The 23,544-nt window shown below is 29.4% G+C and carries 25 protein-coding genes; 6 read left to right on the top strand and 19 right to left on the bottom strand.

Features of this window, described 5'->3' with window-relative positions; genetic code table 11:
* Nucleotides 1-191: 191 nt before the first annotated feature.
* A complete protein-coding gene (locus ACLVEP_RS06995; protein WP_412583815.1) occupies nt 192-1,481 on the bottom strand; it encodes an IS110 family transposase in 1,290 nt (429 codons plus the stop codon).
* 329 nt (nt 1,482-1,810) lie between these two features.
* Here ACLVEP_RS06995 and ACLVEP_RS06990 point away from each other — a divergent pair, with 329 nt between their 5' ends.
* Together ACLVEP_RS06990 and ACLVEP_RS06985 are read left to right on the top strand one after the other, a co-directional pair.
* Nucleotides 1,811-3,175, top strand: coding sequence for an LVIVD repeat-containing protein (locus tag ACLVEP_RS06990; RefSeq protein ID WP_412583814.1), 1,365 nt, complete (start codon nt 1,811-1,813; stop codon nt 3,173-3,175).
* 2 nt (nt 3,176-3,177) lie between these two features.
* Nucleotides 3,178-4,137, top strand: a complete 960-nt coding sequence (locus ACLVEP_RS06985) for a D-isomer specific 2-hydroxyacid dehydrogenase family protein (protein WP_412583813.1) — start codon at nt 3,178-3,180, stop codon at nt 4,135-4,137.
* A 22-nt stretch (nt 4,138-4,159) separates the two neighbouring features.
* Here the strand turns inward: ACLVEP_RS06985 and ACLVEP_RS06980 are convergent, their stop codons facing one another.
* From ACLVEP_RS06980 to ACLVEP_RS06930, 11 genes are all read right to left on the bottom strand, one after another.
* Nucleotides 4,160-4,510, bottom strand: coding sequence for a PD-(D/E)XK nuclease domain-containing protein (locus ACLVEP_RS06980; protein ID WP_412583812.1), 351 nt, complete (start codon nt 4,508-4,510; stop codon nt 4,160-4,162).
* Nucleotides 4,510-5,127 (bottom strand): hypothetical protein, encoded by a 618-nt coding sequence (locus tag ACLVEP_RS06975; protein WP_412583811.1) that lies wholly within the window; start codon nt 5,125-5,127, stop codon nt 4,510-4,512. The genes ACLVEP_RS06980 and ACLVEP_RS06975 overlap by 1 nt, the downstream gene beginning before the upstream one ends.
* An 86-nt stretch (nt 5,128-5,213) precedes the next feature.
* Nucleotides 5,214-5,807: an RNA-guided endonuclease TnpB family protein gene (locus ACLVEP_RS06970; RefSeq protein WP_412583866.1), complete on the bottom strand. Its 594-nt coding sequence runs from the start codon at nt 5,805-5,807 to the stop codon at nt 5,214-5,216.
* A gap of 53 nt (nt 5,808-5,860) precedes the next feature.
* Nucleotides 5,861-6,634 (bottom strand): AAA family ATPase, encoded by a 774-nt coding sequence (locus ACLVEP_RS06965; RefSeq protein ID WP_412583810.1) that lies wholly within the window; start codon nt 6,632-6,634, stop codon nt 5,861-5,863.
* A 98-nt stretch (nt 6,635-6,732) separates the two neighbouring features.
* Nucleotides 6,733-7,458, bottom strand: a complete 726-nt coding sequence (locus tag ACLVEP_RS06960) for a sulfite exporter TauE/SafE family protein (RefSeq protein WP_412583865.1) — start codon at nt 7,456-7,458, stop codon at nt 6,733-6,735.
* A 49-nt stretch (nt 7,459-7,507) separates the two neighbouring features.
* On the bottom strand, nt 7,508-7,933 hold the full coding sequence (locus ACLVEP_RS06955) for a MarR family winged helix-turn-helix transcriptional regulator (RefSeq protein WP_318000182.1): 426 nt from the start codon (nt 7,931-7,933) through the stop codon (nt 7,508-7,510).
* Nucleotides 7,934-8,038: 105 nt separating this feature from the next.
* Nucleotides 8,039-8,365 (bottom strand): hypothetical protein, encoded by a 327-nt coding sequence (locus ACLVEP_RS06950; RefSeq protein WP_412583809.1) that lies wholly within the window; start codon nt 8,363-8,365, stop codon nt 8,039-8,041.
* A gap of 13 nt (nt 8,366-8,378) precedes the next feature.
* Nucleotides 8,379-8,786 carry a helix-turn-helix domain-containing protein gene (locus ACLVEP_RS06945; RefSeq protein WP_412583808.1) on the bottom strand — a complete coding sequence of 136 codons (408 nt, stop codon included), beginning with the start codon at nt 8,784-8,786 and terminating at the stop codon, nt 8,379-8,381.
* A 130-nt stretch (nt 8,787-8,916) separates the two neighbouring features.
* Nucleotides 8,917-9,222 carry an AzlD domain-containing protein gene (locus ACLVEP_RS06940; protein WP_318000184.1) on the bottom strand — a complete coding sequence of 102 codons (306 nt, stop codon included), beginning with the start codon at nt 9,220-9,222 and terminating at the stop codon, nt 8,917-8,919.
* Entirely contained in the window at nt 9,215-9,910 is a 696-nt protein-coding gene (locus ACLVEP_RS06935; protein ID WP_412583807.1) for an AzlC family ABC transporter permease, read from the bottom strand. The genes ACLVEP_RS06940 and ACLVEP_RS06935 overlap by 8 nt, the downstream gene beginning before the upstream one ends.
* A gap of 56 nt (nt 9,911-9,966) precedes the next feature.
* The gene (locus ACLVEP_RS06930) at nt 9,967-10,614 is read right to left on the bottom strand and encodes a YczE/YyaS/YitT family protein (RefSeq protein WP_412583806.1); all 648 of its coding nucleotides are present in this window, start codon (nt 10,612-10,614) and stop codon (nt 9,967-9,969) included.
* Nucleotides 10,615-10,823: 209 nt separating this feature from the next.
* Between ACLVEP_RS06930 and ACLVEP_RS06925 the strand changes: the two genes are divergently transcribed.
* Nucleotides 10,824-12,389: a DDE-type integrase/transposase/recombinase gene (locus tag ACLVEP_RS06925; protein ID WP_412582242.1), complete on the top strand. Its 1,566-nt coding sequence runs from the start codon at nt 10,824-10,826 to the stop codon at nt 12,387-12,389.
* 367 nt (nt 12,390-12,756) lie between these two features.
* Here ACLVEP_RS06925 and ACLVEP_RS06920 read toward each other — a convergent pair whose 3' ends face one another.
* Together ACLVEP_RS06920 and ACLVEP_RS06915 are read right to left on the bottom strand one after the other, a co-directional pair.
* Nucleotides 12,757-14,961, bottom strand: coding sequence for a sensor histidine kinase (locus ACLVEP_RS06920; protein WP_412583805.1), 2,205 nt, complete (start codon nt 14,959-14,961; stop codon nt 12,757-12,759).
* Between the two features lie 8 nt (nt 14,962-14,969).
* Nucleotides 14,970-15,671, bottom strand: coding sequence for a response regulator transcription factor (locus ACLVEP_RS06915; protein WP_412583804.1), 702 nt, complete (start codon nt 15,669-15,671; stop codon nt 14,970-14,972).
* Between the two features lie 327 nt (nt 15,672-15,998).
* Between ACLVEP_RS06915 and ACLVEP_RS06910 the strand changes: the two genes are divergently transcribed.
* Nucleotides 15,999-16,838, top strand: a complete 840-nt coding sequence (locus tag ACLVEP_RS06910; RefSeq protein WP_412583803.1) for a MerR family transcriptional regulator — start codon at nt 15,999-16,001, stop codon at nt 16,836-16,838.
* 60 nt (nt 16,839-16,898) lie between these two features.
* Nucleotides 16,899-17,924, top strand: a complete 1,026-nt coding sequence (locus tag ACLVEP_RS06905; RefSeq protein WP_412583801.1) for a dihydrodipicolinate reductase — start codon at nt 16,899-16,901, stop codon at nt 17,922-17,924.
* 13 nt (nt 17,925-17,937) lie between these two features.
* Here ACLVEP_RS06905 and ACLVEP_RS06900 read toward each other — a convergent pair whose 3' ends face one another.
* The 5 genes from ACLVEP_RS06900 to pdxS all read right to left on the bottom strand — a co-directional run bounded on the left by ACLVEP_RS06900 (nt 17,938) and on the right by pdxS (nt 21,936).
* Nucleotides 17,938-18,174 carry an alpha-glucosidase C-terminal domain-containing protein gene (locus ACLVEP_RS06900; protein ID WP_412583863.1) on the bottom strand — a complete coding sequence of 79 codons (237 nt, stop codon included), beginning with the start codon at nt 18,172-18,174 and terminating at the stop codon, nt 17,938-17,940.
* 57 nt (nt 18,175-18,231) lie between these two features.
* Nucleotides 18,232-19,593, bottom strand: coding sequence for an alpha-glucosidase (locus ACLVEP_RS06895; RefSeq protein WP_412583800.1), 1,362 nt, complete (start codon nt 19,591-19,593; stop codon nt 18,232-18,234).
* Nucleotides 19,594-19,668: 75 nt separating this feature from the next.
* Nucleotides 19,669-20,445: a helix-turn-helix domain-containing protein gene (locus ACLVEP_RS06890; protein WP_412583798.1), complete on the bottom strand. Its 777-nt coding sequence runs from the start codon at nt 20,443-20,445 to the stop codon at nt 19,669-19,671.
* Nucleotides 20,446-20,485: 40 nt separating this feature from the next.
* Complete coding sequence (gene pdxT, locus ACLVEP_RS06885) at nt 20,486-21,061, bottom strand: pyridoxal 5'-phosphate synthase glutaminase subunit PdxT (RefSeq protein WP_412583797.1); 576 nt, start codon at nt 21,059-21,061, stop codon at nt 20,486-20,488.
* Nucleotides 21,061-21,936 (bottom strand): pyridoxal 5'-phosphate synthase lyase subunit PdxS, encoded by an 876-nt coding sequence (gene pdxS / locus ACLVEP_RS06880; protein ID WP_412583795.1) that lies wholly within the window; start codon nt 21,934-21,936, stop codon nt 21,061-21,063. The genes pdxT and pdxS overlap by 1 nt, the downstream gene beginning before the upstream one ends.
* A 113-nt stretch (nt 21,937-22,049) precedes the next feature.
* On the opposite strand from pdxS, the gene ACLVEP_RS06875 reads away from it, so the two are divergent.
* The gene (locus ACLVEP_RS06875) at nt 22,050-23,438 is read left to right on the top strand and encodes a PLP-dependent aminotransferase family protein (RefSeq protein WP_412583793.1); all 1,389 of its coding nucleotides are present in this window, start codon (nt 22,050-22,052) and stop codon (nt 23,436-23,438) included.
* The last annotated feature ends 106 nt before the right edge of the window (nt 23,439-23,544 follow it).

Below are 23,544 nucleotides of genomic sequence, written 5' to 3'. Positions count from 1 at the left end.
TATTCTAGCATTAGAATTTGTTTAATGCCATTAATTTACTTTTTTGAATCTTGTTTTAAAATAGAAGTAGATAAAGTCATTCGGTAAAATGTCAAGCTAATAAATAAAATATTTTTTAGATAAATCAAAAACGTTCAACTAAAAAAGAGTACACTAAAAAGAAGTATGAAAAAATTTATGAAATTGACAAATTACTCAATGACTGTGTCATGAGACACAGAAACGTATAATTTATTGTCACGTAGCAAGACATAAATGAGACGAACTAGTTTTCTTGATGTAAGGACGAGTGCTCTACGATGCTTGTGTGTTGAGGCTTCATTATACTTCTTACGATAAAAAGGAGTCGTATAATCAAAGCCATGCATCACTGACATCTGTGTAGCTTGCGTTATGTAATATTTTAAATATTTATTACATGAATTCGCCGAATGCTTTTCATCGGATGTGAAATTACCAGAATCATTTTTCTTCCAATGAAAACCGGCATATTTAGCCAATGAAGCATCACTTTTGAAATAGGAAATGTCACCAATTTCAGAAAGTATACCAGCTGCAAAGACAGGCCCTATACCTGTTATGGACATCAAAGATTGATATCCATTAGGATAAAGACCTCTCATTTCTTTCTCAATTGCCTTGTCAACCATCTTGATTTGTGATTCAATGCATTGAATCAGGTTGATAGAGGCAGTAATTGAGATGGTAATGGGATCGTATGCAGTTTTATCAAGTCTATAGGAAGAACGAATTGCCTTATCAAAAAGAGAAGCAATTTTACCATAATCATCACATCTGTTTTTAGAAGCAGATTTGAAATATTCAATGATTTCATCTAAGGGTCTTTCAGCCAGATCAAAAGGAGAAGCATAATCAGTTAAAAATTTCGTGTTGGAAGCAGAAAAATTATCACTGAAAGGCAAATCCTTATGAGGTAAGGTCATAAGACCAGAAACCTTTAAATAGATGTTGTTGAGGATATAATTTTTTTCTCTGGAAAGCTGTTCAGCTAAATGGTAACGTTCACGAGTGAGACGTTTAAGAGCGATATGTTGAGCAGCTTTAAAGGGGCGAAGCTTTTTGCAGCGACCAACACGAGCGAAATCGGCAATCAAAAAAGCATCACCAGGATCAGTTTTTTCCATTTCAATATAAGACTTCTTATAATTGGCAATGGATTTGGCATTAACAGAATATATGACGACAGAAGTGCCGACAATCGAAAGCTGAGATGAAAGATAAGCACAAATATGATAGTCATATATAGAAGTAGATTCAGTAACGATGATGATAGAATCAAACTTTTCCTTATCAACAAAAGCCAAAACAGTTGTAATGAGAAGGTCACAGCCATCAGGGTTATTAGGAAAAGAAAGATTAAAGAAAACATCCTGATTAAAATTAACAGCACAGACTTGATTGTTTTTGGTTGATACATCAATACCTACAAAGAGAGTATTCATGGAATCACCACCTTTCATAAAAGATTAAACTAGAAACAAAATATTGGAAAAACCTCAGTTCTTTAGACATGATGCGACCTCGCCATAAGAATAGGACAATACAGATCAAAGGCTACGTATCTAAAAAGTATTGAACAAACAACATTCGGTAAGCAAAGACATTCTAAAGTTGAGAAACAGACTTTATATAGAAGTTATCAAAAAGATACTTCAAGGAGGAAAAGAATAATTTCCAATAATAGAGTGACTAGTAACTCTATTATAACTTAGGAAAATCCAATATTGAAAAAAACTTGTAAAGATGAGTAGTTATCTTTACAAAATATATTATACGAGGAGGAAAGAAAATGTCACAAAGAAAAGAAATGTTAATGAAGAATATGGAATTTATTGCTTATGAAGGTTTAAATGGAAAACCTGGTTTTCAAATGACTCTTCATAAAAGTAAAGAAGGTCGTTATTATTTATATGTTGCTTGTTTTAGACATAATGGTTTTAATATTATAGATGTTACAGATCCTTATCATCCTACTCCTTCTAAATGGGTAGAAGGTCCTTGGGTCAAAGAAGGTATTAGAGATGGTCAAAGTTTACCTAAAATTCAATCTGGAGATGGTTATTTAATTACAGCTCATGGTGGAACCATGGATGTTTTACATGGGACACCTAAAGGAAATACACTTCCTTTTTGGGGTGGAATGATGATTTGGGATATTGAAGCAGATCCAATGAATCCAAAATTATTAGGTAAATTTGAATGTAAAGGTATGGCTGGTGTTCACCGTTTCTTCTATAATGGAGGAAGATATGTTTATTGTGTAGGTAATAAACCTGGATTTTTAACTTTTATTTTAAGAATTATCGATATTCAAGATCCTACACATCCAGTGGAAGTTGGATCATGGTGGGCTGATAATCAATATCGCGCTAATAAACCTGGTGGTGGACATGTTGCTTTTGGTTCTAAAGAATTTTTAGAAATGGCCACAGTTCATGCAGTAACTGTTAAAGATAATATTTGTTATGCTGCAGTGGCTAATTTTGGAGCTTGTCAAATTGATGTCAGTGATCCTACAAATCCTCAATTAATTGGATGTTTACCAATGAATCCTCCTTTTGGTGGAGGAGCTGCTGGGATGTCAGTTCATACTTATATGCCTTTAGGTGATCTACCTTATGGTGTTGTTTCTACTGAAGGAGAAAGACCACGTTATTTTTCTAATGATAATAAAGAAGGATTATTTAAAAAACTTGTTACTCAACCAATGAATACCATTGGAATTGTAGAAACAACTGATCCTGCTAATCCATCTCTTATTTCCATTTTCCCATATCCAGAAGTGCCTGATGGATATACTCATGGAAAAAACTTTAATGTTGTCGATGGTGTCCGTGTTCCTTTTGGCCCTCATAATTTATTTGATGCTTTTGGTAAAGATTGTTATGAACCTTATAAGGGATTGATTTATAATTGTTATTTTGGAGCAGGACTTAGAGTTTTTGATACAACTGATCCATTTATTCCTAAAGAAATTGCATACTTTATGCCACCTGATCCTGAAGTTGATCTTTTTAACAATGAAGAGGGTACTTTATTACCAGGATCTAAAGTTGCGATTACTGAAGATTGTTTAGTTGATGATCGTGGTTATATTTATGTTGATACATTCCAAGATGGATTATATATTGTAAGATTAAAAATGGAGGATTAATTATGAAAATATATGCTTATGAAGTAAGAAGCGATGAAATGGATTATTTTAAAGAATATGAAAAGAAATATGATGTTCAACTCATTTTAAATCATCAAGTCCCAACATTAGAAAACGCTGATAATGTTGATGGATGTATTGGGGTAACTATTTTAGGACAAGGAGATATTAATGCAAAGTTACTAGATAAATGGTATAGTCTTGGTATTCGATATGTTTCTTCACGTACAATTGGTTTAAATCATATCGATTTAAATCACGCTAAAGAAATTGGTATTCAAGTATGTAATGCGAAGTATCCACCTAATGGAGTTGCTGAATTTGCATTGATGCTTTTATTAATGTGTATGAGAAACTATAAACAAGCTTTATGGAGAGGACAAGTTAATGATTATTCATTAGGTGGTTTACAAGGAAAAGAACTTCATGATTTAACAGTTGGTGTGATGGGAACTGGAAATATTGGACGTACGTTTATTCAACTTCTTTCTGGTTTTGGTTGTCGTATTTTGGCTTATGATGTTCATGAAAAAGAAGATGTTAAAAAATATGCTACTTATGTAGATAAGGATACTTTATTAAAAGAAAGTGATGCAATCAGTATTCATCTTCCTTTATTAAAGGATACGTATCATTTAATTAATAAAGAAACAATTCAAAAAATGAAAGATGATGTCATTTTAATTAATTGTTCTCGTGGAGAACTTATTGATACAGAAGATATTATTGAAGCCATTGAAAATAAAAAAGTAGGTGCTTTAGGATTAGATGTTATTGAAGGTGAAGAAGGTATTACTCATATTGATCATCGAAGTGATATTTTAGCTAATAAAAATATGGCTTACCTTCATCAATTTCCTAATGTTATCATGACTCAACATATGGCTTTCTATACAAATACAGCTGTTAAAAATATGGTTAAAAGTGGTATTAAAGGTATTGTAGAAATGGCAAATAAATAACAAAGAGCACAAACGTGCTCTTTTAGTTTTTCCACTCTATAGCAACATCTTTGCCATGATGTGCTAAACCTATATAAATAACATTACCATTTAAATCAACATCATATTGTTTTTCTTTAATTTGTTGAATAGCAATACTGGCAAGTCTATTAAGTTCGTCCTGAAGATTTTTCTTTCCTTCTTTAAGATACTTAAATTCTATAACAAAAGATGTATTTTTCTTATCGTATGCTTGTATAATTAAATCACATCTTCCTTTACCTTCTTCTCGATTTGAAATAATTTTATAATTATTTGATAAACACGCGCACATTCCTAACATCATCATATGATAACTATTTTCATTTTTTAAATCATGATAACTTGGTAACATCAAGATACTTTGATAACTATCAAAAAATCTTCTTTATTTTCTTCTATTAAACTCTCTACCACATTATTCATTTGCCCCATTTGCAATCCTAAATAGAATTCTGTTAAATTAATAAATTCTTTTCTTACTTCTTTATTGGGAATTTCAATACGATAACGATCACCTAGAGCATTGATAATTTTTGTTATTGTTAAATATCCTGCATTAACTAAAAGTCCCCATAAAGATGGTGTATTCTTAACTTCATAAAAACTTGTTTGTAGAACAACCGTTGTTTCTAAATAGTTATTTTTTATAAGCTTTTCATATTGTTCTTTAAAATCATAATTTGCATCTTTGATTGCTTCTTTAATCATTGTATTAACACTCGTATTGACCCAATAAGGAATCAATTTTTTATTATCTGTATAATTTAAAATTGACCATGGATTATAGATTTCTTTGTCTCCCATTTTATAGCCATCATACATTTCTTTAACATTTGCATTTAACTTCATCCCATAATATTCTAATAATATTTGTGTTTCTTCGTTATCAAAGCCAAAATAACAAGCATATCTTTGATCATTGACACTCCCCATGTCTAAAGACAGGGGATTCTTGCTACCTGCCAACATTGTTGGCTGACCAGTTCATTTCTGATAGCTCGCAGTGCAAGATAGGGGTATGCCATTACCCTTCCTAGAGCAGAACCTATAGTTCTCTAGGCAGTATATCTGTTACCAATATACTCAGTTGAGTTGCATATGTTTATGGCTCCCAACAGATCCCTATGCGTATGAAATCCACATCTGCACGTATATCTTCTGTCATTTGCATGATGAACACTTCCACATATTGGGCAGATCTGACTTGTATATGCTGGATCTACATACTCAACTTCTATGCCTGCCAGTTTTGCTTTGTATTCTATAAACTGTGCTAGTCTATAAAATGACCATATATGCAGGCTATGATTGTTTTTTCGACTTGTTCTTGTCGTAGAGCGTATGTTTTGAAGTCGCTCTAATTTGATTACTGATACGTCATGAGCTTTTGCTGTATTTACGATTTCACGACTTAGCTTATGATCTATATCTTTCATGATACGTTGTTCTTTGTTGTTGATTTTAACAACTGCCTTTGGCTTCTTAGCTTTCTGAAATCTTTTTCGAAGATTATTGTAGTGTCTTCTTATATATTTGTTTTTTCTACCATTTCCATAAAACTTGACACTTCCATCTGGACAGTAGCTTACAGCAGGACATTTGATTCCAAAATCAACACCCATGACATTATTATTTGATTTGTATTTTATGGATATATTATACTATCAAAAGTTATCTGCCGATATGATTTATTAATAAAATCTTAAAAAAGTTGCCTTATATCTCCACAGCTGAAGCTGGGAGCTTTACGGCAACATTTGGTAACATCACATACAACAAGATTATTTAAATCACTAAAAATATTTTCCTTAGCAACTCTTTGAATTCCTGTAAGCATTGCATATTTTAAACTATTTGATGTTTTAAGTGAATTATGAAGTAAACCTGAAAGTCCTGATTTTACTTCATCATAGAAACCACCTGTATGAGCTTCAATAAACGGTGTATCATATTCATCTATAAAAACCATAACTTCTTTATGGTAATAATCTTGTAATCTTTCCATTAAAAAACCAATAGCATCATTTATTCCTGCTAAACTATGATATTTAGCTAATGCATTATAAAGATCATTATACTTATTTTTTTTAAAACCTTTTAAATTGTTAAATATATATTCATATTTATCCCATTGATTTTGTATTTGAGTTTTAATTGTTGAAACTACTGTTTCCTTATCTCTTTTTGCATTTGCAAAAGAAATGAAGATTGTTGGATATTGATTGATTTCTTTAGCATAAGGTGTATCCATGATTTTAGTACCTTTAAAGATTTCTTTTGAATCTTTTGTAATATCAAAGAATTCTGCCATCATAGACATATTAATAGTTTTTCCAAATCTTCGAGGACGTGTAATTAATGTTACTTGACTTTTTCTTTCTAAAAAGTCTTTAATCATTAATGTTTTATCAACATAGTAATAGTCATTTTGGCGTAACTTTCTATAATCAGATATTCCTATTGGTATTGCCTTCATTCTCATCACCCTTTCGTTTTTATTATAAACTATTTATAATTCTTTACTACGAAGAAAAAACAATCCCCTTAGAGATTGTTATCAATTTAAAATACTTTTTATGAAAACAAGAAAATAACAATTCCTAAAACAACAAGTACAATTCCTGTTGCTCTATTTAAAGTTTCAGGTGTAGCTTTATTCGCAAATAAAGCTGCAATTCTTGCCCAAATAAGAGTAAAAATAATACATAGAATCCAAATAGTTGGATTTGGAAGACCACCAATCATAAAATGAGAAACAGCCCCTGTTAGTGCAGTAAATGTCATAATAAAAACACTTGTTCCAACTGCTGTTTTAAGTTCATAACCCATGACTGTTGTTAAAATAAGAAGCATCATCATACCGCCACCAGCTCCAACAAAACCACAAATAAATCCTATAAACATTCCACAAATAACAGATTGAATAGCTCTTTTTTTAGCAGATATATTATTCATGGCTTCTTTTGTTGTCATTACTGGTTTAACAATAAATTTAATTCCTAAAAGAAAAGTCATGAAAACTGAAAAACTTCCCATTGTAGAAGATGGTAGAAGACTTGCGACATAGCTTCCAACAACTGTAAAAGCAAGAACACTGACCATCATTAATAAACCATTTTTAATATCCAGGTTCTTATTTTTCCCATAAGTATAAGCTGAAACAGCGCTAGCAAGAACATCTGATGATAAAGCTATTCCTACTGCCATATAAGGATCCATTTTTAAAAAAGCAATCAACATTGGACTAATGACAGCTGCTGCCGACATACCTGCAAATCCAGTTCCAAGTCCTGCTCCCATTCCTGCAAAGAATGTCACAAGAATAATAAATAAAATATTTGTTTCCACTTTATTTTTCCTCCATTAATTTATCTATATTTTTTTCCATCAACTCTAAAGTTTCTTTAAATATTTCTTGATGCTTTTGATCAATGCCTACAAAAAGTGAGGCAATAAAATCATTTTGAAAAAGTTTTCCTTTTTCAATAATCACTAATGCTTTTTCATTTAAAACAAGTTCCACTTTTCTTCGATCACCAGGAACATTAATTCTTGATAAATATCCTTGTTCTACTAATTGATCTACATGAATTGAAACAAGATTAGCTTTAATTTTTCTAACTTCTACGATATCTCTTGCATGTCTATATTGTGGATTATTTCCTAAAAACATTAAGATATCAAATCCTGTTTGTTTAAGGTTAAATTCTTTACAAATCGCTTTACATTGTTGATGATAGGCCATTTCTAATTTTCTAGCAAAATCAATATTCATTTTCTCACCTCATTACTTCATTTTTAGATAGTTCATTTTTGAACTATTTTAATATATTAAAAAAAGAATGTCAAATAAAAAGAAATCCCTAAGGATTTCCTTAATTTATAAACCAATACATAAGATCAAACCAATAGTTCCAATAACAAGAAAGACTAATCCAATACCTGCAGCTTTTTTTCTTTTATCCATCAAAACTAATTGTTTATGATCTATAGAATGTATAGGATAATTTCTTCTACCTATAAGATATAATAATAAACCACTTGAATTATTCCCATTACTTGCTAATAATCCCCATAATTTTGGATGCTTTAATCCACGAATTGTTGCATCAATTACTGTTAATTGATAAATTTGATATACTGTTTCAATTGCTCCAACAATAGCTACTGCTATAAATATAACCGCTAAAACACTCTTTATTTCCATGAACATTTTCTCCTTAAATACGTTTAATTATTTGATAAAGTAAAAGTGATGAACTCACAATTGCCAAACAAAATACTATTATTAAATAATAACTTTTATTTGGTAAAAACATTCCTAAAGCAATTAATAAAATAACAATCACAATATTGAGTAGAATGACTCCAAAAAGTTTTTGATTACTTTTAACAACATTTGTACTTTCTTCTAGATGTTTTTTCATTTCTTCGTCTCCTTTTAATAAATCATCAAGACTTATGGAATAAAGGCTACTTAATTCAATCACACTTATAATATCTGGATAAGATTTTTCATTTTCCCAATTTGAAATTGTTTGACGAGAAACATTCAGTTTTTCAGCAATTTCTTCTTGAGTTAATCCAGATTTTATACGTGCATCTTTTAGTTTTTTTCCAATTTCCATATTCATTTTCTCCTTTCAAAAACATCTTTTCATAATCCAATGATTTCATCTATCAAATACTTTTTACATTCATCATTTTTAATGTCAAAATGATTTGACATAGAAAAAAGACGCTCTAAAGCGTCAAATACTATAATAAAAGTTCAATCATTACTACAACAAAACAACCAATACAAGCAACTTGAATAAGACTTAATTCTTTATATGAAGCATAAATAATAATGATTGTCGCTATAATGCCTGATAGTAAATGACCTGTTGAATAAAAGATATCAGGGAAGGTCATTGCGGCTAAAACAGTATAAGGGATATAGTCTAAAAATGATTGAATAACAGGATTCGTTATTTTTTTATTAATAAAGACAAGCGGAATAGCACGAATCGCATATGTTATAAGTGACATAATCGCTAAATAGATACAAAATTGTTTATCCATGCACTTCCTCCTTATTAAAGATTACAGCTCCTATCAATGCACTTGAAAGTGCTGAAATTGTCATTGCAAAACCACTTGATAATTGATTGATGACTGGTAAGTAGTAAAAACATGAACGAATAATAATAGCTAGTAATACTACTTTAACAACATGTTTATCTTTTTTCATACCTGGAATAATAATTGCAATAAACATCGCATATAATGCAATCGATAAAGCATTACTGATAACTTGGGGAACAACTGATCCTAAAATAGCACCTAGACTTGTTCCTAAAAGCCAACCTGTTGCTGAAATCGCAGCTAAACCAAAAAAGTAAGTACGACTGACACTTTCTTCTAACATCGATAAAGCAAAAATTTCATCAGTAATAAAAAAGCTTAATAACCATTTATAAATGCCTTTAAACTTATCATCTACTTTTTGTGAAAGCGAAAGTGACATAAAAGCATAGCGAATATTCACTGTCAATTCCACAATAGCCATTTCTAAGTATGTTCCTTGTCCAGCAATAATACCTAATGATGCAAATTGCCCTGCTGATGTTAAGTTCAATAAAGAAATTAAAATAGCTTGTATCACACTAAATCCCATTGAAACAGCAATAGCACCAAAGGAAAAAGACACAGATAAATAGCCTAAAGCAATCGGTATTCCATTTTTCATTCCTCTTCTTATTTCTTTCATAACGTATCTATTATACAAAAAAATCCTCGATAACTCTACAATTATCGAGGAATATTTTAAGCAAATTTTTCAACAATTGGCTTTGAAACCAATTTATTCCAAGTACTAATTAATGGGCCTGTACCAAACATTAATATAATTGTGGCTATTCCTAAAGGTCCACCTGTAACAAAACCAATTAAAACACAAATGACATCTGTCATAATACGACATACAGGATAAGAAGGTGACATAACATCTGCCATATAAATTGATAAAGCATCATAACATCCTGTTCCAAGATCTGATGTAATATATAAAGAACATCCAAGTGTACATAATAGAATACCAATCGCTAAAACTACAAATTTCATTGGTAAAGAAAATGGAATGACATCAGGTGAAGTAACATTAAATAATTGACAATAAACATTATTAAAGAATTGTACAAAGAAGCCTAGTAAAAACATATTAATAATGGCTCCAATATTTAAGTATTTTAAATTACTTCTACTTAATAAAATTAAAACTAAAAATAAAACAGCATTAATACTTCCTTGAAAAACACCTAAAGGTATATTTAATAAACCACTGATTCCAGTTGTCATTGATGTAAATGGATCAATTCCCATTTGTGAAATACGACATGTGGAAACTCCAATAGCGATAATAAAGTTTCCGATTAATGAAATAATTGCTAATTTGATTGAAAACTTAAATTTCATAAACTCCCCTCTTTCAGTTGTAGGTAGTGTCAAAAATCTATATTAAATAGCGTAAATACACTACCCTTCAATTTATCTATATAAACAGTAAAATGATTACTGAGTATATCCTAGTAATCATCTTTTTTTCGTTTTTTACTAAAAAAAGATGAAATTCCTATGTTATACTTTTAAGCGCTAACCAAAATCTAACGAAAGGATATTTCATCATGCAAAGTATAACACATTTAATTGATTCTATTGAATCTTTTTCTAAACAAAATTTTAAATTCTCTCAATATTTTCAGCCTCTGAACATCTTAAACAGGATTTCTGACTCTATTTCTGATCATTTGAACAATATTGATTTTATCTATCATCTTGATGAGGCCTCTAAACATATTGACTGGCTCAACAGGTTCTTTGAAGACAATATCAATCCTGTTACAAAAAAAGAAATCTCTCATCTTAAATCTTCTAAAAACAAAGATGTCCAAATCCCCTATGCTGATTTCAAGGTCGATGAACCTCCTCTATTCAAAAATGAACTGGTTGAACAGCTTTCTTTTGAAGACATCATCAACAAAAAGAATATTGGTCCTATCAGGCGAAGAAATCCTGAATCTTTTGCATTTGACGGTGTATGCCCTTATTGTGGTGCTCCTAAAGAATATATTTATGACAATAATAAAGGCAAAGGTCAATATCAATGCAAGGCTTGCAAGAATACTTTTACCGTTAAAACGACTATCAAAGATGAGATTGGTATCTACTGTCCTCACTGCAAACGTAAGCTTGTTTTACATCATGATCGCAATGGCTATTTTGTTTACGTCTGCATGAATCAGGACTGTTCCTATTACAAACATAATAAAGAAGTTTTAGACAGTGATGACAGGGATTCTCTTATTACCTCCAGTAATCAGTATCGTCTTAGATATCACTATCGCGAATTCAAATTTGATATGAAATCTCTTAAAAAGGTATCTCAGTCTTTAAATACAGGATTTAATATTTCCAGAATCCATTTTGATCATAAAGTCCTTGGTCTTATTTTGACGTATTACGTCAATTATGGTCTTGGTGCCAGAAAAACTGCTCTCATCATGAAACAAATTCATGGTGTGCGTATTTCTCACCAGACCGTCATCAACTATGCCAATGGTGTATCATCTCTTGTAAAAGATATGGTTGATCATTATCCTTATAAGATTGGTTCACTTCTTGCAGGGGATGAAACTTACATCAAAGTCAGGGGTAAAAATCAGTATGTTTTCTTTTGGTCAGATCCTCATTCCAAAATTATTACATCCCATACGATTTATCCAACTCGTGATACTGAATGTGCCTGTAGATCCATCTATGACTGTTTGAAACATTACAATGGTAATATTCCTGAAAACCTTACTCTTATTACAGATGGCAACCCCATCTATAATGCCACTCAGGTCTTTTTTGATATCAATGATATCAAGTTTGATCTTCATCAAGTCATCGGTGTTAAAAATAAAGATGAGACATCTAAAAAATATAGACCTTTCAAGCAGATTGAAGAAAGGCTCAATCGTACATATAAGCAGAATTATTATGGAACTAATGGTTATGACAAAATCGAAGGTGCCAACAGCTACATGATTCTTTTTGTATGCTTTTTTAACTTTCTAAGACCACATTCATCATTAGGATTTAAAACACCCGTCACAGGATTATTTGATAATGATATGCTTATGCCTGATCAATGGCTTAAACTTATTGAAATATCACATCATTATCATCCGACAAATACAGCCAACTGATCATTTCTCTAAGATATGTTCCTAGAGACGATACCCTCATTGCGCCTTTTTCAGTCTTTTTTTATTACTTTTTATAATCCAATGATTTAGAAAATTCTGAAATATTAAGTTTTATAACTTTTTGAATGATTTCACATCGTTCATTGAGTCCTAAAACCTATGATTTTATATAGTTTTCATAAACTTTAGACTCTACCCAGTTGTATTATACTTATTTTTTTATGATTAAATTTTATTTTCATAATTTGAAAAACTATCTCAAAAAAGAGATAGTTTTATCAAATAGAGTGTTTTATAAATCATAAAGATGATTCCTGTATTAATACAAAGAAGGAAGATAAAAAGAACTGTCCAAAGTATTAGTTTTTTAATCATGCATGTCTATCTTCTTTGGAAAAGTAATCGTTGTCTTAAATAAATCACCATCTACATCCACTTCAAAAGTTCCTTCTTGAACTTCAACAAAGCTTTTACAAATAGCAAGACCTAAACCAGAACCTTCACTTTTACGTGAAGCATCCCCTTGAACAAATCTTTCTGTTAAATCTTCTGGATTATTAATTTCATGAGCTGAAATATTTTTGAAAACAATAATGACTTGTTGATTTGTTTCTTTTACTTGAAGATAAACTCGCGTATGTTCTAAAGCATATTTACAAATATTTTGACATAGATTTTCTAAAACACGATATGTTTTTTCACTGTCTAAATAACAAATTATTTTTTTATTTTCAACATCATTTTTTATATTTAAATGATGTTGTTCAAATTGTTCTTGATATTCAAAGAGGACTTGTTGTATTAAAGCATGAATATCTAAATTTATAGGATTTAATTGAATATTACCACTATTAACTTTTGAAACTTCAAATAAATCTTCAATGAGTGTTTTTAATCTTTTAGTATTTCTATCTAGAACATCAATATATTCATTTTGTTGTTCTAAAGTAAGATGACCTTGTTTTAATAAATCAATATAAGAAATAATTGATGTAAGTGGTGTTTTTAAATCATGTGAAACATTGCTAATCAATTCAGTTTTCATTTTTTGAGAAGCAACTTCTTTACTTACTGCATCTTTAAAACCATCATTGATACAATTAAGTTCATCTTTGAGTGAATTAAATAAACCTAAATCTTGATTGATTTTATCATTAAATTCACCTTTAGAAAGATGATTAGCTGATTGTAAAAGAATATGATAGTCATTTGTGACCTTTGTCATCATTTTTTTAGCAATCAACATAATGATAATTGCTGAAAAAAATGAAAGAAAACATGTAAGTAAAAGATAAGCTCTTGGACTGTTGTAATAAATATTTCCTGTAATTCCCATCAACAAATAAACAAATAAGAGAATAGATTCAATACAAATACCACTGATTATTCCTAATTTAAAAATCGCATTTCCTTTTTGATTCTTTAAATCAAATTGTGTTAAACTTTTAATTTCATCTTTAAAATAACGATAAATACTACAAATAAGTGTATGTTCTTTCAAAAAATCTTTTCCAAAAACAAGAATGGATTTAAGATAAAAGATAAAATACATAATCATTGCATAGAATACAAACCATCCTACAATATTAATAATAGGTTCAATAGCAACACCTGCTCCTGCCATGCCTTTTTCTCTTAACATCCATGCAAAGGTTCCTTGCCAGGATGCTCTTAAAATTTCTGTCATGATTGCAATCCACATAGCAGCTACAATAATATAAATAAAGAACATAAAACATAATTTAATTTTTACAATGGATTGGAATGGTTCAATATGAATAAGTTCTCTTACTGGTACAAAAATCATAATAACAATAAGAACTGCTAGTATAAAGAAAACATATGTTGTTAAAACATTTGACATAGATACTTTATTAGTACAAAGTTGTTCTAAATAACAATTCGTTGGTAATCTTTTGGGTATAGCAATTAATACTTTGATATTTGTTGGATTTTTAAGGGTTATTTTATTAATAGTATCACTATTATCTTCATCTAAATAATTATTTTTAAAGAGTTGATCAAAGGATGTATTGTAGAAAGATCCTTCCCAATCACTTGATTGACTTCCTTCAAGTGATACATTTCCATTTTCATCATAATCAATCGTTGCATACCATTGATAATTACTTAATACGTTTTTATCTTGTTTTTCAAAAGCTTTCTTTAAATTCTTTTTAGAATTAGTAAAACAGATTTTTTCATCTGTTTTATCATAAACATAATACTGTACACCTCTTGATTGTCGATTATTTTCATCTTCTAAATCATAAATATAATTATTAAAAGCATCTTTTAAAGAATAATCATCATAAACATTAAGTTTATCTATATTATCACCTTCAACATAATAATGAAGTAAGTCATAATTTCCTTTTCTTCTTTGAATTTTCATATCTAATAAAATGCTTTTAGATGTAAGTATTTCTGTAATAGTTCCTCGATTATTATCGAAATCTAATTTTGTTGAAGAACTTTTTTCTTTAGCACCATAACTTAAATATGTTATTAATGATGCCATAATTAGTATTGAAAATATAAATATTTTAAGAAGTCTATTTTTATTTTTCATATTTCCCCCTATTGTTTATCAATTTTATAACCTACACCCCATACCACTTTTAAATATTGTGGTTTTTTAGGATTGATTTCTATTTTTTCTCTTAAATTACGAACATGAACCATGACTGTTTCACTATTAATAGCTTCTTCATTCCATACACGTTCATAAATATCATCAGCAGAGAAAACTTTTCCTGCATTTTTCATAAGTAATTCTAATATTTTAAATTCAATAGGTGTAACTTTCACCTTTTTGCCATCTACTGACACTGTTTTAGTATCTACATTAAGTTCAAGTCCACCACATAAATAAATATGATCACTTTCTTTAGGGGCAGTAGCATCTAAATAACGTCCATAACGTCTAAGTTGTGAACGAACACGTGCCATTAATTCCATTGGTACAAATGGCTTTGTCACATAATCATCTCCACCTAAATTAAGCCCCATAATTTTATCAATATCTTCTGATTTTGCTGAAAGAAAAATCACTGGAAAATCATATTTTTCCCTTAATTTAGAAACCATTGTTAAACCATCCATACGTGGCATCATTATGTCAACAATTGCTAAATGAATCGTTTCTTTTTCAACGATTTCTAATCCTTCTAATCCATCATTTCCAACAAAGACATCATAACCTTGATTTTGTAAATAAATTTCAATTGCCTTAGCAATTTCTACGTCATCTTCGACAACTAATACATGATATTTTTCCATTCCCTTTTTACTCCTTATTTAAGCATTGAAAACAATGCAAAACTAATACATATATATCCTGCATAAATACAGCTTATTAAAATAATTTTGTTAAGTCTTTCCATCTTCCTCACCTCTTGTCTTAAAGTATAGAGATGATTTATAAATATTTTCTTTTTATATTTCTAAAGATTTTCTAAAGATTAAAACTACCTTTATTGTACAAAATATAATCAAAAAAATAAAATCTCTTATTAATATAAGATTTTTTGTCTATTTTTCATTTAATTATCTAAATAACTCTCATGTTACATGAGAGTTTGTTATAATAATAAAGAGGTGAAAACAATGAATAATGACTATTTAAGTATTGGTGAAATGGCCAAAATGAATCATATCACTGTTACAACTTTAAGATTATATGATGAACTTGATTTATTGAAACCTGTTTATGTTAATCCAGAAACAAATTATCGTTATTATGATATTAAGCAAAATGCCCGTTTAGATTTAATTCAATATATGAAAGAATTACAAATGAATTTAAAAGAAATTAAAGAGCTTCTTGATAAAGAAGATATTAATTTAATTGAGGCTATTTTAATTAAAAAGAAACAACAATTAGCTATGCAAATCAAAGATTTGCAAAGAACAAAAGATGCTATTTCTAGAACAATTTATAGTTTAGAAAGATATCGTAAATCTCCTCCAAGTGGAACGATTACTTTAGAATATATTGATCGTAGAAGAATTTATGCAATGCATACTGATATTAATTTTTATGAACATGATTTAAATGTTTATGAACATCTTTTAACACAATTAAAAAATGATTTGATTATGCATCATTATCCTCAAATTTATTATTGTAATGCTGGTACTTTTCTTAATAAGGATAGATTTTTAAAACAAGAATTTGTTTCTGATAGAATTTTTGTTTTTGTTGATGATCATTTTCCTGAAAAAGAAATTCAAATTATTGAAAATGGAATGTATGCTTGTATTTATTTAGATGATTTTCATCAAGAAATAGATTATGCGAAAAGACTTTTAAATTATTGTAAAATGAATCATTTAAAAATATGTGGTGATTATATTTGTGAAGTTTTAAGTGAATTGAGTATTTTTGATCATCATGAACGTTCGATGTTTTTAAGATTGCAAGTCCCTGTTTCTTTTGAAAAGTAGTTGACTCTCTTCTTAGATAAGGGTCTATGATGTAAGTGAAAGAAATAGGAGGCATGAAATATGGAAAAGATTAAAGTTGTACAATATGGTTGTGGAAAGATGGCAAAGTATATTATTCGTTATCTTTATGAAAATGGAGCTATGATTGTTGGAGCTATTGATACAAATCCTGCAATTGTAGGAATGGATATTGGAGATTTTGCTGAATTAGGTGTTAAAACAGGGGTTTGTATTAGTGATCAAGCTGATAAAGTTTTAGATGAAACTGATCCTGATATTGCTGTTGTGACTTTATTTAGTTTAGTTAGTGATTGCTTTGATCATTATGTAAAATGTTTATCTAGAGGAATCAGTGTTATTTCAACTTGTGAAGAAGCAACATATAGTTGGACAACTGATCCTGTTCGTACAAATCAATTGGATGTCATTGCTAAAGAAAATGGATGTACTTTTGTTGGTAGTGGTATGGAAGATATTTTCTGGGTAAACATGGTAGGTCTTGTTGCTGGTGGATGTCATTCTATTAAAAAGATTGAAGGGGCTGTAAGTTATAATGTTGAAGATTATGGATTAGCACTTGCTAAAGCACATGGTGTTGGTTTAACACCTGAAGAATTTGAAGCAAGTATTGCTCATCCTGAAGTATTAGAACCTTCTTATGTATGGAATTCAAATGAAGCATTAGCTACTCGTATGGGATGGACAATTAAATCACAAACACAAAAATGTGTTCCTTATTTCCATGAAACAGATTTATATTCATCTACTTTGGGTGAAACAATTCCTAAAGGAAATTGTATTGGAATGGCTGCTGTTGTAACAACTGAAACATTCCAAGGACCAATTATTGAAACACAATGTATTGGTAAAGTTTATGGTGAAGATGATGGTGATATGTGTGATTGGAAGATTACTGGTGAACCAGATACAGAATTCCATGTTGTAAAACCTGCAACAGTTGAACATACATGTGCAACAATTGTCAATCGTATTCCAACTGTTTTAGTTGCACCTGCTGGTGTTGTTACAGTTGATGAATTAGATCGTTTAGATTATTTAACTTATCCTATGGAATATCATATTTAATGTAAAAGCAGAGCTAAGCTCTGCTTTTTTGATAGAAAACAATACTTTCATAAGGTTTAAGAGTTCCTTTTTGATGCTTTTCATAGTTTTGAATCAATATTTTTTCATTTTTTAAAATAGAAGCATCATAACTAACTTCTTGATTACTAAAATTACAATAAACAATCATTTCTTCGTCTTTATAAAGACGTTTATATGCATAGATATTTTCATCATCCTTCATTATTAATTCATATTTTCCTAAAGTTATAATTTCATATGTCTTCCTTAATTGTATAAGTTTTTGATAAGTATAAAAAATTGAATTTTAATTACTGATTTCATCTTCTGCATTGATCGTTAGATAATTTGGATTTACCATGATCCATGGTGTTTGCTTACTAAATCCCGCATTTTTATCTTTGTTCCATTGCATTGGTGTTCTTGCATGATCACGACTTGATTTTAACATGTAGCGTAACATATCTTCATGGGTTACTTTCTTTTCTATTTCAACAAGTTGTTTGTAGCTATTATAGGTTTCAATATCGCGATAATCATTCAATGATTTAAATGGAACATTCGTCATTCCTAATTCTTCTCCTTGATAAATATAAGGTGTTCCTTGCATCATATGAAGACAAATTGCTAGCATTTTTGCTGATTTTTCATGATAAAGAGCAGTTGAAGTATCACCAAATCGTGAAACACAACGGGGTTGATCATGATTGTTCCAAAATAATGAATTCCAAGCTTTTTGATACATTCCCTCTTGCCATCTTGACATGATTTGTTTTAAATTTTTTAAAACAAAGCGTTGATCAGACCACTTATTCGTTTCCCCACCATCAACATCCATCAATTCAAATTGAAAAATAATACTTAATTCACTATTATCTAATGGTGCATATTTTTGACCATCTTCTATAGTAACAGCTGGGGTTTCTCCTACTGTCAATAATTCTTTTCTTGAAAATACCTTTTGATTCATCTCTTGAATATATTCATGTACATGTGGCCCATTAGCACATACCTTATGTCCTTTAATTAAACTATCTACATAATATTGACTTACATCTTTACTAATAACATTAATGACATCTAAACGAAAACCATCTACTCCCTTATCTACCCAATAATTCATAATATCATAACATTCTTGCCTTACTTTAGGGTTTTGCCAATTTAAATCAGGTTGTTTTTTAGAAAATAAATGAAGATAATATTCTTTTGTATTTTCATCAAATTCCCACGCTGAACCTTGAAAACAACTTGTCCAATTGTTAGGAACAGCTCCTTCTTTAGGCTCTTTCCAAATATAATAATCTCGATAAGGATTTTCTTTTGATGATTGACTTTCTTTAAACCAATGATGTTCATCACTTGTATGATTAAAAACAACATCCAAGATAATTTTAATTTGTTTTTGATGTGCTTTTTCCAATAATTCTTCAAAATCATCCATCGTTCCAAATTCTGGTTGAATTTGATAATAATCTGAAATGTCATAACCATTATCATCATTAGGAGACTTATAAATTGGTGTTAACCATAAAACATCAACCCCTAATTTTTTCAAGTAATCCAAACGGGAAATAATTCCTTGAAGATCACCTATTCCATCATTATTACTATCTTGAAAACTTTTTACATAAATTTGATAAACAACACTCTTTTTCCACCATTCCATTTCTTGACCCCCTTTTCTTATATTTTAACTATTCATAAAATATATTCATTGCTTTTTTAAACAATTAATAGGCAATTATAAACCTTTTTTATAATTTGTAGGTGTTTTTTGATATTTATTTTGAAATACTTTTTCAAAAGATTTCACATTTTTAAATCCATTATTTAAAGCAATATCAATAATTTTCATATCCGTATGCATTAAATCATAATAAGCATGTTTTAAACGAATTTTTTGTAGATATTGGTAAAAGGTAGTTCCTGTTTGTTTTTTAAAATAGCGTGTTAGTGAATTAGGATGAAAATGAAATTTTTTTGCAAGAAGTTCAAGTGTTAAATTTTGGTCATAATTTTTTTCTATTTCATCTAATATGAAAGAAATATCATTTTGTTTTGTTTCTTTCTTTGTTTCAATTAAACAATCTTGAATTAATTTTTGATAGAGTTGATACATTAAAATATGTTTGTCTAAAGATGATAGACATTGGTAATTTTTCATTTCTAACCAAGGTTTTAACCATTCTACATCTAATGGTGTTCTTAGTCTAAATGTATGACATTTAATATTAAACTCATTAAATACATCTATTGAAAGAAGATAAGTATAAATATGCGTTTCTTCCAAAAATATAAATTGATGAATGACATGGCTATTAATGATAAACATTTCTCCTTGATGAAATATTTCATTTTTTCCATCAATATATGCCTCTAATTTTCCTGAAACAACATAAACAACTTCAATATCCTTATGGAAATGTGATGTTACAGGTCGGTTTTGATTAAAAAAATGATTATAAAAAATAATTGGATATTTTATATTAGAATTCATTACTTCTATATGATGATTCATCTTAACACTTCCTTTTACTTTTATTATATAAGAAAAAAGCCTACCTCGTAGACTTTTTAATCATATTTATAAAATATTGATGAATAGAATGATCTTCATCTAATTCTGGATGAAAAGCAAGTGCAAGTTGGTTTTTATACTTAACAGCAATAATATGGTCATTTACTTTAGAAAGAATATCAACACCTTCTTGTACACTTTCGATATAAGGTGCTCGAATAAAAGTCATAGGCACTTTTCCTATTCCCTTAACTTCTTCAATGGTATGAAAACTTCCTAGTTGTCTACCATAAGCGTTTCTTTTAACACTCATAGGTATTGTTGAAAAATAAGTTTGATCTTGATTTTCAATATTTTGTGCTAGTAAAATAAGTCCCGCACAAGTTGCAAGCGTTGGCAGTCCTTCTTGAATACGTTTTTGTAAAGAATCAAACATATCCAATTCTTTTAAAAGTTTACCTTGAACTGTACTTTCACCACCAGGTAAAACAAGACCATCAAACTCTTGATCAAGATCACTTTTTTGTCTTAATTCTATGCAAGTCACTCCTAATTGTTCTAATCTTTTTTCATGTTCAATAAAAGCACCTTGTAAAGCCAAAACTGCAACTTTCATTATTTACCTCTTTCAGCCATTAAGATTTCAATTTCTTGTTCATTAATCCCAACCATTGCTTCCCCTAAATCTTCAGATAATTTTGCAATCAACTTAGCATCTGTATAATTTGTAACAGCTTGTACAATCGCTGCTGCACGTTTTTTGGGATTTCCTGATTTAAAGATACCAGAACCAACAAATACACCTTCAGCACCAAGTTGCATCATTAAAGCTGCATCTGCTGGTGTTGCGACTCCACCAGCTGCAAAGTTAACAACTGGTAATTTTTTATGATCATGTACATATTCTACAAGTTCATAAGGTACTTGTAATTGTTTTGCAACTTCAAATAGTTCATCTTTTCTAAGTGCTGAAATTTGAGCAATTTGTTTATTCATCATTCTCATATGACGAACAGCTTGTACAATATCCCCTGTTCCTGGTTCACCTTTTGTACGAATCATACTTGCTCCTTCATTAATACGACGAAGCGCTTCTCCTAAATCTTTAGCACCACATACAAATGGTACTTCAAATTCTCTTTTATTGACATGATAAACATCATCTGCTGGTGATAATACTTCACTTTCATCAATGTAATCAATTTCGATTGCTTGTAATATTTGAGCTTCTACAAAATGTCCAATACGACATTTTGCCATAACTGGAATACTTACAGCAGCTTGAATTTCTTGAATCATTTTTGGATCAGACATTCTAGCAACTCCCCCTGCTGCACGAATATCTGCAGGAATTCTTTCAAGTGCCATTACTGCACAAGCCCCTGCTTCCTCTGCAATTTTTGCTTGTTCAGGTGTTGTGACATCCATAATAACTCCACCCTTTAACATTTGTGCTAATTGTTTATTTAATGTATATCTTTCATTTTCCATTTTTTGATCCCCCTGTTTACTTTTGTTATGGCTTTTATTATACTTAAATGTGAACATAAAAAAATATTCAAAATAAATATATTCAATAAGGTCAGTTTTAGGAGGAAATCATTATGTTAACTTATAATCTTTCAAATATAGGGTCAGATTCTCTTTATGAACATTTATATAAATGTATAAAAAAAGATATTGTTTTAAGAAAGATAAAGCCTGGAGAACGTTTACCATCAAAAAGAACTTTCGCTAAAAATTTAGGTATAAGCGTGATTACTGTTGAAAATGCTTATAGTTTATTGATGTCTGAAGGATTTATTTATTCTTTACCTAAAAAAGGATTTTATGTTGCTGATTTAAATGATGTACAACCAACAAAACAAGTACATCAAGAAACAGTTGTTTTGACAAGTGGACATACACATTATTTAGCTGATTTTTCTAGTAATCAAACTGAAAGTGAAATATTTCCTTTTACAACATGGATTAAAACAATGAAAGAAGTTTTGAAAGATAATCAAAAAGAACTTATGATTAATTCTCCTTGTGGAGGAATTCTTGAGTTAAGAAAAAATATTGCTACTTTTTTAAAAGAGTTTAGAGATATGGATGTAAAACCTGAACAAATTATTATTGGTGCAGGAACAGAATATTTATATAGTTTAATTATTCAATTGTTAGGAAATGATATTAAATATGGTTTAGAAAATCCTGGATATCCTAAAACAGCACAAATTTATAAAAGTATGAATGTTCATTTTGAATATGTAAATATGGATAGTTATGGGATAGATCCTCAAGAATTAGAGAGGAAAGATATTGATGTGATTCATATTTCACCATCACATCAATTTCCTACAGGAATTGTAATGCCTATTTCTAGACGTTATGAATTACTTGGATGGGCAAATAAAGTAAAAAATCATTATATTATAGAAGATGATTATGATAGTGAATTAAGATTAGGTGGTAAGCCTCTTCCTACTTTACAAAGTATTGATGTTTCAGATAAAGTTATTTATATGAATACTTTTACTAAAACATTATCTTCAACGATTCGTATGTCATATATGGTCTTACCAGAAAGTTTAGCTAATGAATACTATAAAAGATTATCTTTTTATTCATGTACTGTTTCTAATTTTGAACAGTATACACTTTCAAAATTTATTGAAAATGGACATTTTGAAAGACATATTAATCGTTTAAGAAATTATTATCAAAAAAAACAAGAAATTATATTAAATGCTTTTCAATCAAGTGTCTTAAAAAATAAAGTTGAAATTTATAATGAATCTGCTGGTGTTCATTTTTTAATGAAAATAAAAAGTAAAAAAGAAGAAAAAGAAATTATTAATAATGCTTATAGCAAAGGAATCAAATTAAACCCTCTTTCTAAATATTATTCAAATTCCATAGAAAATAACAATATATATGTCATGAACTATTCATCATTAAATAGTAATAAAATAGAAGAAATCGTTGAAAAATTAAAACAATGTATTTAAAAAGTTCTCTTGATTGAGAACTTTTTTTTGAATAAAAAACGCAAAAAAAAAAAACTGGCAACGAGCTATTTTCGCACAACGTACTATCTTCGCCGCGATGATGCTT

Origin of the sequence: Faecalibacillus sp. (assembly GCF_047023275.1) — a bacterium.
Classification (GTDB): Bacteria; Bacillota_I; Bacilli_A; order Erysipelotrichales; family Coprobacillaceae; genus Faecalibacillus.
This window is presented reverse-complemented; position numbering and strand designations above follow the sequence as displayed.

Bases quoted from the DNA above. Each gene is read 5' to 3' on its own strand.
- ACLVEP_RS06995 (WP_412583815.1), bottom strand. From the start codon at position 1,481: ATGAAAGGTGGTGATTCCATGAATACTCTCTTTGTAGGTATTGATGTA.
- ACLVEP_RS06990 (WP_412583814.1), top strand. From the start codon at position 1,811: ATGTCACAAAGAAAAGAAATGTTAATGAAGAATATGGAATTTATTGCT.
- ACLVEP_RS06985 (WP_412583813.1), top strand. From the start codon at position 3,178: ATGAAAATATATGCTTATGAAGTAAGAAGCGATGAAATGGATTATTTT.
- ACLVEP_RS06980 (WP_412583812.1), bottom strand. From the start codon at position 4,510: ATGTTACCAAGTTATCATGATTTAAAAAATGAAAATAGTTATCATATG.
- ACLVEP_RS06975 (WP_412583811.1), bottom strand. From the start codon at position 5,127: ATGTTGGCAGGTAGCAAGAATCCCCTGTCTTTAGACATGGGGAGTGTC.
- ACLVEP_RS06965 (WP_412583810.1), bottom strand. From the start codon at position 6,634: ATGAAGGCAATACCAATAGGAATATCTGATTATAGAAAGTTACGCCAA.
- ACLVEP_RS06960 (WP_412583865.1), bottom strand. From the start codon at position 7,458: ATGGGAGCAGGACTTGGAACTGGATTTGCAGGTATGTCGGCAGCAGCT.
- ACLVEP_RS06955 (WP_318000182.1), bottom strand. From the start codon at position 7,933: ATGAATATTGATTTTGCTAGAAAATTAGAAATGGCCTATCATCAACAA.
- ACLVEP_RS06950 (WP_412583809.1), bottom strand. From the start codon at position 8,365: ATGGAAATAAAGAGTGTTTTAGCGGTTATATTTATAGCAGTAGCTATT.
- ACLVEP_RS06945 (WP_412583808.1), bottom strand. From the start codon at position 8,786: ATGGAAATTGGAAAAAAACTAAAAGATGCACGTATAAAATCTGGATTA.
- ACLVEP_RS06940 (WP_318000184.1), bottom strand. From the start codon at position 9,222: ATGGATAAACAATTTTGTATCTATTTAGCGATTATGTCACTTATAACA.
- ACLVEP_RS06935 (WP_412583807.1), bottom strand. From the start codon at position 9,910: ATGAAAGAAATAAGAAGAGGAATGAAAAATGGAATACCGATTGCTTTA.
- ACLVEP_RS06930 (WP_412583806.1), bottom strand. From the start codon at position 10,614: ATGAAATTTAAGTTTTCAATCAAATTAGCAATTATTTCATTAATCGGA.
- ACLVEP_RS06925 (WP_412582242.1), top strand. From the start codon at position 10,824: ATGCAAAGTATAACACATTTAATTGATTCTATTGAATCTTTTTCTAAA.
- ACLVEP_RS06920 (WP_412583805.1), bottom strand. From the start codon at position 14,961: ATGAAAAATAAAAATAGACTTCTTAAAATATTTATATTTTCAATACTA.
- ACLVEP_RS06915 (WP_412583804.1), bottom strand. From the start codon at position 15,671: ATGGAAAAATATCATGTATTAGTTGTCGAAGATGACGTAGAAATTGCT.
- ACLVEP_RS06910 (WP_412583803.1), top strand. From the start codon at position 15,999: ATGAATAATGACTATTTAAGTATTGGTGAAATGGCCAAAATGAATCAT.
- ACLVEP_RS06905 (WP_412583801.1), top strand. From the start codon at position 16,899: ATGGAAAAGATTAAAGTTGTACAATATGGTTGTGGAAAGATGGCAAAG.
- ACLVEP_RS06895 (WP_412583800.1), bottom strand. From the start codon at position 19,593: ATGGAATGGTGGAAAAAGAGTGTTGTTTATCAAATTTATGTAAAAAGT.
- ACLVEP_RS06890 (WP_412583798.1), bottom strand. From the start codon at position 20,445: ATGAATCATCATATAGAAGTAATGAATTCTAATATAAAATATCCAATT.
- pdxT (WP_412583797.1), bottom strand. From the start codon at position 21,061: ATGAAAGTTGCAGTTTTGGCTTTACAAGGTGCTTTTATTGAACATGAA.
- pdxS (WP_412583795.1), bottom strand. From the start codon at position 21,936: ATGGAAAATGAAAGATATACATTAAATAAACAATTAGCACAAATGTTA.
- ACLVEP_RS06875 (WP_412583793.1), top strand. From the start codon at position 22,050: ATGTTAACTTATAATCTTTCAAATATAGGGTCAGATTCTCTTTATGAA.